The sequence below is a fragment of the Streptomyces mabaensis genome (assembly GCF_053763515.1).
The window spans coordinates 292,943-303,354 of sequence record NZ_JBSOPZ010000003.1 but is presented as its reverse complement, the minus strand read 5'-3'; the positions used below and the strand labels follow the sequence as shown (position 1 = coordinate 303,354).

Genomic DNA, 10,412 nt, shown 5'->3' with positions numbered 1-10,412 from the left:
GCCGGACAGCCCGCGGGCGATGAGCGAGCGCAGGAAGGCGAGCCAGCCGGCGCCGTCTTCGGCGGTGGCGACGTCGAGGCCGAGGATCTCGCGGTGCCCGTCGGCGTTGACGCCGACCGCGATCAGCGCGTGGACGTTGATGATCCGGCCACCCTCGCGGACCTTCTGAGTCAGGGCGTCCACCCAGACGAACGTGTAGGGGCCATGGTCAAGGGGTCGGTTACGGAAGGCGGCGACCTGCTCGTCCAGGTGCTTGGCCATCGCACTGACCTGGGACTTCGACAGCTGGGTGACGCCGAGGGACTCGGCGAGCTTCTCGACCCGGCGCGTCGAGACACCGAGCAGATAGGCGGTGGCGACCACCGAGATGAGTGCCTGTTCGGCCCGTCGGCGGCGTTCCAGCAGCCAGTGCGGGAAGTAACTGCCCTGGCGCAGCTTGGGGATGGCGAGCTCGACAGTGCCGGCGCGGGTGTCCCACTCGCGCGGGCGGTAGCCATTGCGGTGGTTGACGCGTTCGTCGCTGACCTGCCCGTATTCGGCGCCGCAGAGGGCGTCGGCCTCCGCCGACATCAGCGCGTCGGCGAACGTCTTGACCATCGCGCGCAGCAGATCTGGACTCGCCGCCGCCAGGTTGTCCTCGGCGAGGGCGTGCAGGGGCACACTGTCAGGTGCGGTCATCGTGCTGATCTCCTTCGAGCTTCGACACCTCGAAGATCAGCCGGTGGCCGTTCATCTATGCGGGCACCATCCCGATGCCGGAGCAAACCCCCGGATCAGGTCGAACCCGTACACCACTTCTCTGGACGCAACCGCAGGCTTCACCAGCCGGGTGATCGCACGCTCCACCCAGACCGTGCCCGGCACCAGCACACCTGGCACAAGCCCCCGACTGCGGCGAATGCTTCGCCGACGGTATCGGCTGGATCTACGTCTCCAACGCCGAGTTCGGCAGCGGCGGGGTCGGCGTCAGCGGGGTGAAGTTCAACAGCAGCGCCACCGTCACAGGGGCGTACACCATCCCTTCCGGCACCAACCGAAACTGCACCGGTGGCTCGACCCCGGGGAACACCTGACTGTCCTGCGAGGAGGTCGAGGCCGGTTGCGTCTACGAGACCGACCCGTGGGGCGTGAACCCCGCGGTCCGGCGGGCCGACACGCTCGCCGCGAAGCTGGGACGGCGTGGTCATCGCCTCCCACGAGTCTTTCGGCGGCTGGACCAAGACCTTCGCCGACCCCCGGCTCCCGCATCGCCAGCACCCGAGCCCGCGCCGAAGAGCCGTCCAAGGCCGGGTGAACCCTGCACGTCGACCCCAATCGCGGCCTAGCCGGGATTGATGGTGGCGAGCTGCGCGAGTAGCAGGACCAACCGGTAGGCGCCGGCGAAGTCGACGGCGGTGAAGGTGACTGTCCGGCCAGCTTCACCACGTGAGACACCTGGTACGAGTGTCGCCAGGTCAACCATGAACGGCGCGGAAAGGTCGACCTCGACCTCAAGCGGACCGGCAAGGGCCAGCGGCGAAACCTGTGCACGCCGCGTGACGGCTTCGTTTGCCGCACGGCGCAGCCGCTCCCGCGCTTCCTCGGGGTGCAGGGCGACGGCGGCGCCCTGACCAAGGGCTTGCTTGACCGCGACGGCGACCGCGGAGGGGACCAGATCACGCAGTTCGGTGCAGGCGCTGTCGTCGCCGCTGAGCAGCACGACCGGTACGCCCAGATGCCCGGCCATGGCGGCGTTGAGGCCGATCTCGCCCATGGAACGCCCGGCCACGCGCACATCGAGGATGCCGTCGTTCATGGTGTGTGCCAGCACGGCCGGTCCGCCGCCGGCGCGGGCGTGATACCCGACGAGCAGGACCGCTTTGGTCTGTTCGTCGAGTCCGCCGAGCATGCCCAGGGGCCGCGGCTTGCCACGGACCAGGTGCGCCCGGCGGTCGAGTTCCTCGGGCAGCAGGTTGCGGAAAGGGCCGTGCGCGTCGGCGACCCACACCTCGGCCGTGGGTTCGGCGTCCAGGACACCGGCGATCACGGCGTTCGCCTCGGCCGTCATCAACGCGCGACCGCGCTCGTAGTCGTAGCGATCCGGATTCGTCTCGGTGGGATGCACGATCCCCGAGATGCCCTCCATATCAACAGAGATCAGTATCTTCATAACTCAGGGAGCCTACGTGCTCTGCGCGCGCACCAGGCCGACACTGCACGACAGCTGCCACCGATGCTGATGCCTGAGCCGTTCCCCTGCTCAGGTTCTGGGCGGAGCCTTCCCACGACCATTTACTTGCCTCCTTGGGCCCTGTTGTCCTGGCCTACGTGGCTGATGCCGTTGCCGGCGACGTTCTGGATGGGGGCATTGTTGTCTCCGAAGACCTGGATGTAGGTGATGACCGCGGCCACCTGTTGTTCGTAGGCGGCTGTGTCGATCCCCAGCTCGTCGAGGTACATGGCGACGGTCCGGAAGACGCACGGCAGTCACTCGCAACTCATTGTGGAGAGGCGTCATGACATGCGGGCGTACGGTCAAACGCAGCTCACCCGCCTCCAGCGCGGCGTGCACGAACACGCTGACCGCGACCTGCCCGTCCCAGCTGATGCACTGCGCCCGCAAGTAGACTGCTACGCGTTCAGCTGGGACGACGTACCGGCCGCATCCTCCGCCCCCAGCCTGTTGGGGCGATCGTGGCGAAGGCGGCCGCGGTAAGCATCAAGTCCGCCCCGCCGGAGCGCCACTACCCTCCTGAGGGGCGGAGCTGATCACGCCACGGCTCACCAGGTACCGTGGTAGGCCAGGCTCACGGCCAGGGCGGCCACCGGCAGACAGAAAAATACGGCCCAGGGGCCCAACTGGTAGTCACCAACCCGCAGGTGGGCGCACAACGCCCCCAGGTAGTACAGCACGAGGCCGGCGGCGGCGAGCGTGCCCAGCACCGGCACGGCGAACCCGGCCAGCAGTCCCAGCGCGCCCGCCGCCAGTAGTGCGCCAAGCGGGCGCATCCAGGACCGAGGCACGCGCAATTTGTCCGCCTGGCTCTTGGGGTACTCGTGGCCGATGAAGTTTGCGGTGGCGGCCAAGCCGTTGACGGCCGAGGTGAGGAGGGTGACCACAAGGTAGGTGGCGAACACGAAAGTCTCCTTCTTCGCGAGAGCGACGGCTGGTTGTTCGCCTCTCGGACGAGGCAGCGCCTCAAAACGTGACATCCCCGTGCCACGTCAGTCGCCGCGCACACAATGAGGTGCCCGCACAAAGTCCGAAGCGCGGATCTACGCTGGTCAGACCGCTACGTCTACCGCTCATTCTCCTGATTCCCAAGTTCGGAGGCCGTCTTCCACCGTCGAGGGTGGAGACCGGTCAGGAATCGAGAAGCACCGGTCACCGGGCCGCGGCTAGCGTGATGGCCATGGACATCAGCATTCACACGAGCTTCCTCCCGCATGACGACCCGGACGCCGCCCTGGCGTTCTACCGCGACAACCTCGGCTTCGAGGTCCGCAGCGACGTCGGACACGGCAAGATGCGCTGGATCACGGTCGGCCCCGTCGACCAGCCCGGCACGTCCATCCTCCTGGCGCCGCCGGCCGCCGACCCCGGGGTCACTGAGGACGAGCGCCGCACCATCGTCGAGATGATGGCCAAGGGCACCTACGGCTGGATCCTGCTGGCCACCCGGGACCTCGACGGCACCTTCGAGAAGCTGCAGGCCACAGACGCCGAGGTCGTCCAAGAGCCGACCGAGCAGCCGTACGGCGTTCGCGACTGCGCCTTCCGCGATCCCGCGGGCAACCTGATCCGCATCCAAGAGCTTCGCTGAGCCGTCCGGGCATCTGGCATCCTGCGAGGATGAGCGCACTTACCGCGGCGCAGCGCCTGAGCGACCTCGCGCGGCTGCGCCGCGTCCGCGACCGGATCGACCGGGAGTACGCGCAGCCGTTGGACGTCGAGGCGCTCGCCCGCGGCGCGAACATGTCGGCCGGGCACCTCAGCCGCCAGTTCCGGCTCGCTTACGGTGAATCGCCGTACGCGTATCTGATGACGCGGCGCATCGAGCGCGCGATGGCGCTGCTGCGTCGTGGCGACCTCAGCGTCACCGAGGTCTGTTTCGCGGTCGGCTGCTCGTCGCTGGGCACTTTCAGCAGTCGCTTCACCGAACTGGTCGGCGTGCCGCCCAGCGTCTATCGGCGCGAGGCGGCGCGCGCGACGGCGGGGATGCCGTCGTGTGTGGCGAAACAGGTGACCAGACCGGTCAGGAATCGAGAAGCACCGGCGACCGAGCCGCACCTAGCGTGATCGCTATGACTTCCATCGAATCCGTCACCCTCGAGGTGGCCGATCCCACGGCCGCCAACCGCTTCTACACCGCCTTCGGTTGCCGTCCCCGTCGACGGCACCGGATCGCACCGGCTCGTGCTTGGCAGCGATGCCGGGTCTTTCACCGACCCGGACGGGTTTGCCCGGGAGGCCGCACCGGTGACACCCACGCCCTGATCTGTCAATATCTGTGCCCGCGAAGTGAGGGTTTACCGAGCCGTGCGGTGAGGGTTTTTGCCGCAGCAGGCGGAGTGAAATTGGGCAGCGCGCACAGACGGTTGCGGCATGCTACTGTCGATATCAGTTGCAGTTGTGGTTCCCAAGACTTCAAGTGCTCCAGTCGGCTTCTGCGCCACTGGGAGTGCTTTTGTATTTCCGGTCATTTTTCCGGGCGGGGCATCATCGCGGCGACACGGCATCCGCACAGTGCGGATGCCGGCGTACTGCCCCAAAGGAGATATGACATGGCTACTGGCACCGTGAAGTGGTTCAACGCGGAAAAGGGTTTCGGCTTCATCGAGCAGGAGGGTGGCGGCGCTGACGTGTTCGCCCACTACTCGAACATCGCCGCCCAGGGCTTCCGCGAGCTGCTGGAAGGCCAGAAGGTCACCTTCGACATCGCGCAGGGCCAGAAGGGCCCGACGGCCGAGAACATCGTTCCCGCCTGACGCTGACGCGTACTACGTAGCTGGGGCCCGCATCCTCCGGGGTGCGGGCCCCAGCTGCACGCATTTCCTCCCCAAGGCTCCGGATGCAACTCCGTCAGAGCTACGTCACTTGTTTCAGCGACTGTTCCCGGAGTGTTCCCGGTCCGATTCGCTTTCGCATTCCATTCGGCCCATTCTTGCAATTCTCCATGCCGCTCATCGCTACGGGAATTCCTTGATACGTGCCGCATCGAGGAAGGTTCCGTATGAACCGCACACGCACGAACGACCGCTTCACCCACACCCGCACCCGCACCCGCAACGGCGGTGCCGGTGAATTCGGCCTGCCCAGGACGATCACCCCCGCGCTGCCCGCCGCCGAGGGCTTCGCCGATCTCGACATGCCCGGCGAGCTGCTGGCCGCGCTCGGCGCGCAGGGCGTGACCGTGCCGTTCCCGATCCAGGCCGCGACCCTGCCGAACGCCCTCGCGGGCCGCGACGTGCTCGGCCGCGGACGCACCGGCTCCGGCAAGACCCTCGCCTTCGGACTCGCGCTGCTCGCCCGTACGGCCGGACAGCGCGCCGAGCCCCGGCAGCCGCTGGCCCTGGTCCTCGTCCCCACCCGCGAGCTGGCGCAGCAGGTGACGGACGCCCTCGCCCCCTACGCCCGCGCCCTGAAGCTGCGCACGGCCACCGTCGTGGGCGGTATGTCCCTCGGCCGGCAGGCCGGTGCGCTGCGCGGCGGCGCCGAGGTCGTCGTCGCGACGCCCGGGCGGCTCAAGGACCTGATCGACCGCGGCGACTGCCGGCTGAACCAGGTCGCCGTCACCGTCCTGGACGAAGCCGACCAGATGGCCGACATGGGCTTCATGCCGCAGGTCACCGCCCTGCTCGACCAGGTCCGCCCGGAGGGCCAGCGGATGCTCTTCTCCGCCACCCTCGACCGCAACGTCGACCTGCTGGTCCGCCGCTACCTCACCGACCCCGTAGTGCACTCCGTGGACCCGTCAGCCGGTGCGGTGACGACGATGGAGCACCACGTGCTGCACGTCCACGGCGCCGACAAGTACGCGACGACCACCGAGATCGCCGCCCGCGACGGCCGGGTGATCATGTTCCTGGACACCAAGCACGCCGTCGACCAGCTGACCAGGCACCTGCTGAACAGTGGTGTACGAGCCGCCGCGCTGCACGGCGGAAAGTCGCAGCCCCAGCGCAACCGGACCCTCACCCAGTTCAAGACCGGGCACGTGACGGTGCTGGTGGCGACCAATGTCGCGGCGCGCGGGATCCACGTCGACAACCTCGACCTCGTCGTGAACGTCGACCCGCCGAGCGACCCCAAGGACTACCTCCACCGGGGCGGCCGTACCGCGCGGGCCGGCGAGTCCGGCAGCGTCGTCACCCTGGTCACCCCGAACCAGCGCCGCGACATGACCCGCCTGATGGCGGCCGCGGGCATCGTCCCGCAGACCACTCAGGTCCGCTCCGGTGAGCAGGCGCTGAGCCGGATCACCGGCGCCCAGGCCCCGTCCGGCATTCCGGTCACCATCACCGCGCCGGCGTCGGACCGCCCCAAGCGCAGCGCCGCCTCCCGTGGTCGGCGCCGCACCGGTTCGACGCCCCGGCGCGCGCCCGCCCGGCAGTCCTCCTTCGATGCGGCAGCCTAGAACCTTGGTGATCAGGTCTTCGACGATACGACCGTCTCTCTCTTCTCCCTGTGAGGCACTATGCGCTGCGTCATCGCCCGTTTTCCGTTCGACCTGACCAAGATCGGGGTGCTGGAGGCGATGAAGGACGTCAAGCCCGAGCGGATCGTGGGTGAGTCCGTGATCATCGGACGCCGCCACTACCCCGTCAAGCAGGTCGGCCAGGTCATCACCCGCCAGGACCGCCGGGACTTCAGCGCCGGCGAAGTCGTCCGGGCCATGACCCTCCTCGGCTTCAACTGCCGCGGCCTTCCCCAGGCCGCGGCCCCCGCGCGCGTCCTCACCCCGTTGCAGCAGGCGTCCGCGATGCTCGACACCCCTGTATCCGCCTGACGTATCCGTCTGACGTATCCGTCTGACGCAGTGAGGGACCGACCGGCGCGCGCCGGTCGGGCCCTCACTGCGTGTCGTCGGGTTCCAGCCGCCGTGCTCGCTCAGTGGTCGGAGTAGCTGAAGTCGCCCATGGTCCAGGCACTGACGTCCTCGATCGCGACGCGGTACATCCCACCCGTCTCCGGGATCCCGACCGTGCCCTGCAGGATCCGGGCGACGTGGAAGTGCAGATGCGTGGGCGGCCCGTCCTGCCGCCTCGACGTGGTGAATACGCCGGAGAACTCGCCCAGGCGCGCCGAGTCCGTCAGGACCTCCGACACGCGCTGCCGCCACACGGCTTCGGGTGCCAGCCGGCCGGTGATGACGGCTCCACCGGTGACCACGGTCAGGGACATCTGATTGCTCTGCGCGGACTCCACCAGTGCGGCGATGTCAACGAGCAGCTCGTCAGGCTTCGACATGTCTGCCCATTCTATTCGCCGGTCCGTCCGGGTGGGCCGGCGAGGCGATACCTGTGCCGTACGAGGCGGATTACCGCACCCTCACGAGCGAGAAAATCTGTGGTTGCCCAGGTAGACATCGGGTACTCGCGTGGTGAGGTATTCCTTGGCGTTAAGAGGCGCAGATGACAGCGGATGATTCGCTCGGCGGCCGACTGGACGACGACGACTACCCCGCCTACACGATGGGCCGGGCCGCCGAACTGATCGGCACCACTCCCGGCTTCCTCCGCGCCATCGGAGAGGCCCGCTTGATCACCCCGCTCCGCTCCGAGGGCGGGCACCGGCGCTACTCCCGGTACCAGTTGCGCGTCGCGGCTCGGGCCCGTGAACTCGTCGACCAAGGCACCCCGGTCGAGGCCGCCTGCCGCATCGTCATCCTCGAGGACCAGCTCGAAGAGGCCCAGCGCATCAACGCCGAATTCCGCCGCGCCGCGGCCCCGCCGCCCGACAGCTCTCACTGAGTTCGTCAGCGCTCAGGCCGCAGCCCCCATCAGCCGGGCGATCAGGTCGTCCAGGCTGATCAGTCCGGTGAGGCGGCCGTCTCCGTCGCGGACGACAGCCAGCGAGGCCCGGTTGCGGCGCAGTTGCTCGACCGCGTGGGAAACGCTGTCGGTGCCGTTCAGCTCCGGTACGGGCCGGGCCAGTTGGCGCGCGGTAACGGCGCGGCCGCGGGTGCGGGCGACCAGGGCGTCGCGGGCGTGCACCGAACCGAGGATCGTCTCGCCGTCGCGTACGAGGAGACGGGAGCGGTCGGCCGCAGTGGCCGTGGCCAGGATCGCGTCCAGGCCGGCGTCGGCGGGGACGGTGATGATGTCCCCCGCCGGGGTCTGGAACTCCGCGACCGGCGTCTGGGGTTCGGTCAGAGAGCGGGTGATCAGCTCGGAGTCGGTCTTGTTGATCAGGCCGAGGCGCTCGGACTCGGCAACGAGATGGGTGAGCTGCTCGCGGTTGTGCACGGCCGCCAGTTCGTCGCGCGGCTGCACCCGGCACAGCCGTACCAGGGCGTTGCTGACCTTGTTGAGCAGCCAGATCAGCGGCCGTACGGTCTTGACCACCGCGCGGAAGGGCGGGGCGAGCAGCATCGCGGAGCGCTCGGGGTGGGCGATCGCCCACGACTTGGGCGCCATCTCGCCGAGCACCATGTGCAGGAAGACCACGACAAGCATGGCGAAGGCGAACGCGATGCCGTAGCTGAGTCCACTCGGCAGGCCCAGCTCGACCAGCAGCGGGTCGACCTGATGGGAGATAGCGGGCTTGGAGATGGAGCCCAGGCCCAGGGTGCAGATGGTGATACCGAGCTGGGCGCCGGCGAGCATCAGGGACAGCTCGCGCATGCCGGCGAGTGCGGCCTTGGCGCCGCGCCGCCCGTCGGCGGCCGCCTTCTCCATGCGGTGGCGTTTGGCGGCGACCAGCGCGAACTCGGCGGCGACGAAGAAACCGCTGCCGATGAGCAGCAGGACGGTGACGAAGAGTGCCATCGGGAAACTCATGCCTGCGCCTCCTCGGCCGACAGCTCGTTCGCGTCGCCCGGCTCGATCTGCTGGACCCGTACGCGTTCGGGGACGTGCCGGTCCAGGCTCAGTACCTGGATATGGACCCCGTCCACGGTGAGGCGGTCACCGATCGCCGGGAAGCGGCCGAGCCGGTCGATGATCAGCCCGGCCACGGTGTCGTAGTCCTCCTCCTCGGGCAGCGCGATGCCGGTGGCTTCCTCGACCTCGTCCAGACGGCGCCCGGCGTCCACCAGCCAGCCGTCTCCTTCGGCGACCGCGAGCTCGACCACGGTGTCGGTCTCGTCGGCGATGTCGCCGACCAGTTCCTCGGCGATGTCCTCGTACGTGACGATTCCGGCGACGCCGCCGTGCTCGTCGAGGACGACCGCGAACTCGTCGTCCCGCTCGCGCATCTGCGCCACCGCGTCCGGCAGCGGCAGCGTGTCGGGCAGCAGCAGGGTACGGCGGGCCGCCTGCCCGGCGGTGGTTCCCTCGAAGCGGGTGACGGGCAGCCGCATCAGCTCCCGTACGCCGAGCACACCCGCGACGTCGTCGGGGTGGTCGCCGAGAACCGGGTAGTTGGAGTGGCCGTGCTTGGCGATCAGCTCGACGGCCTCGGCGGCGGTGGCGTCCTTGCGTACGAACACGGCGTCCGCGCGCGGCACCATGACCTCGTCCAGCGTGCGCTCGGAGAACTCCATCGCATGGTCGAGAAGCTCTGCGGTGTCGGCGGGCAGGTGGCCCTGCTCGTGGGACTCGCCGATCAGATGGCTGAGCTCTTCGAGGGTGGCACCGTGGTGCAGCTCCTCGACCGGCTCGATGCCGACCCTGCGGAGCAGCTTGTTGGCAGCGCCGTCGAAGACGTGCACGACCGGGCCCACGATCTTCAAGTAAACGAGGGTCGAGGCGGCGAGGGACTTGGCCAGGCGTTCGGGGACGGCCAGCGCCAGGTTCTTCGGCGCCAGCTCGCCCAGCACCATCTGTACGACGGTGGCCAGCACGAACGCGAGGACGACGGAGATCGCGGAGACGGCGCCGTCGGACAGGCCGAGGCCGTCCAGCGCGGGCTTCAGCAGCGCGGAGACGGACGGCTCGGCGAGGAAGCCGACCACCAGGCCGGTGACGGTGATGCCCAGCTGCGCGCCCGAGAGCATGAACGAGAGCCGTTCCAGCACCTTCAGGGCACGGGCGGCACGCTTGTCACCCGTTTCGGCCTCGCGGGCGAGCGCGAGCCGGTCGGCGGCGACGTACGCGAACTCCTGGGCGACGAAGTAGCCGGTGCCGACGGTCAGGACGAGGACGGCCAGCAGGCCGAGGACGGCGCTCAACGGATCCCACCTCGGCGCGTGCCCCGGTCAGGGCTGGGTGGCCGGGGGCTGTTCCCCGACGGATCCGTCGTTCTGGCGGACAAGGAGCGCTCCTTCTGG

At 68.8% G+C, this 10,412-nt stretch carries 13 protein-coding genes and 1 pseudogene; 7 read left to right on the top strand and 7 right to left on the bottom strand.

Annotation, left to right across the window (positions count from 1 at the left end; all coding sequences use genetic code 11):
• On the bottom strand, positions 1 to 678 hold a 678-nt coding region (locus ACWV17_RS04435), incomplete at its 3' end, for an IS256 family transposase (RefSeq protein ID WP_455358546.1).
• Positions 679 to 811: 133 nt separating this feature from the next.
• On the opposite strand from ACWV17_RS04435, the pseudogene ACWV17_RS04430 reads away from it, so the two are divergent.
• Positions 812 to 1,148 (top strand): annotated as a pseudogene (locus ACWV17_RS04430) (translocation protein TolB); the annotation flags it as partial.
• A 173-nt stretch (positions 1,149 to 1,321) separates the two neighbouring features.
• Here the strand turns inward: ACWV17_RS04430 and ACWV17_RS04425 are convergent.
• From ACWV17_RS04425 to ACWV17_RS04415, 3 genes are all read right to left on the bottom strand, one after another.
• Entirely contained in the window at positions 1,322 to 2,149 is an 828-nt protein-coding gene (locus ACWV17_RS04425) for a M55 family metallopeptidase (RefSeq protein ID WP_455358545.1), read from the bottom strand.
• Positions 2,150 to 2,271: 122 nt separating this feature from the next.
• Positions 2,272 to 2,439 carry a hypothetical protein gene (locus ACWV17_RS04420; protein ID WP_455358544.1) on the bottom strand — a complete coding sequence of 56 codons (168 nt, stop codon included), beginning with the start codon at positions 2,437 to 2,439 and terminating at the stop codon, positions 2,272 to 2,274.
• 321 nt (positions 2,440 to 2,760) lie between these two features.
• Positions 2,761 to 3,117 carry a DoxX family protein gene (locus ACWV17_RS04415; RefSeq protein ID WP_455358543.1) on the bottom strand — a complete coding sequence of 119 codons (357 nt, stop codon included), beginning with the start codon at positions 3,115 to 3,117 and terminating at the stop codon, positions 2,761 to 2,763.
• A 275-nt stretch (positions 3,118 to 3,392) separates the two neighbouring features.
• On the opposite strand from ACWV17_RS04415, the gene ACWV17_RS04410 reads away from it, so the two are divergent.
• From ACWV17_RS04410 to ACWV17_RS04390, 5 genes are all read left to right on the top strand, one after another.
• Positions 3,393 to 3,803 (top strand): VOC family protein, encoded by a 411-nt coding sequence (locus tag ACWV17_RS04410; RefSeq protein WP_455358542.1) that lies wholly within the window; start codon positions 3,393 to 3,395, stop codon positions 3,801 to 3,803.
• Positions 3,804 to 3,832: 29 nt separating this feature from the next.
• Entirely contained in the window at positions 3,833 to 4,279 is a 447-nt protein-coding gene (locus ACWV17_RS04405; protein ID WP_455358541.1) for a helix-turn-helix transcriptional regulator, read from the top strand.
• 485 nt (positions 4,280 to 4,764) lie between these two features.
• Positions 4,765 to 4,968, top strand: coding sequence for a cold-shock protein (locus ACWV17_RS04400; protein ID WP_369212344.1), 204 nt, complete (start codon positions 4,765 to 4,767; stop codon positions 4,966 to 4,968).
• 245 nt (positions 4,969 to 5,213) lie between these two features.
• Positions 5,214 to 6,617, top strand: coding sequence for a DEAD/DEAH box helicase (locus ACWV17_RS04395; RefSeq protein ID WP_455358540.1), 1,404 nt, complete (start codon positions 5,214 to 5,216; stop codon positions 6,615 to 6,617).
• A gap of 60 nt (positions 6,618 to 6,677) precedes the next feature.
• Positions 6,678 to 6,989: an SCO5918 family protein gene (locus ACWV17_RS04390; protein ID WP_455358539.1), complete on the top strand. Its 312-nt coding sequence runs from the start codon at positions 6,678 to 6,680 to the stop codon at positions 6,987 to 6,989.
• 101 nt (positions 6,990 to 7,090) lie between these two features.
• Here the strand turns inward: ACWV17_RS04390 and ACWV17_RS04385 are convergent, their stop codons facing one another.
• Positions 7,091 to 7,450 (bottom strand): hypothetical protein, encoded by a 360-nt coding sequence (locus ACWV17_RS04385; protein WP_455356160.1) that lies wholly within the window; start codon positions 7,448 to 7,450, stop codon positions 7,091 to 7,093.
• A 164-nt stretch (positions 7,451 to 7,614) separates the two neighbouring features.
• Between ACWV17_RS04385 and ACWV17_RS04380 the strand changes: the two genes are divergently transcribed.
• Positions 7,615 to 7,953, top strand: coding sequence for a MerR family transcriptional regulator (locus tag ACWV17_RS04380; protein WP_455358538.1), 339 nt, complete (start codon positions 7,615 to 7,617; stop codon positions 7,951 to 7,953).
• Between the two features lie 12 nt (positions 7,954 to 7,965).
• Here ACWV17_RS04380 and ACWV17_RS04375 read toward each other — a convergent pair whose 3' ends face one another.
• Together ACWV17_RS04375 and ACWV17_RS04370 are read right to left on the bottom strand one after the other, a co-directional pair.
• On the bottom strand, positions 7,966 to 8,982 hold the full coding sequence (locus ACWV17_RS04375) for a hemolysin family protein (protein WP_455358537.1): 1,017 nt from the start codon (positions 8,980 to 8,982) through the stop codon (positions 7,966 to 7,968).
• Positions 8,979 to 10,313: a hemolysin family protein gene (locus ACWV17_RS04370; protein ID WP_455358536.1), complete on the bottom strand. Its 1,335-nt coding sequence runs from the start codon at positions 10,311 to 10,313 to the stop codon at positions 8,979 to 8,981. Before ACWV17_RS04370 ends, ACWV17_RS04375 begins: the two co-directional genes overlap by 4 nt.
• Positions 10,314 to 10,412 lie beyond the last annotated feature (99 nt).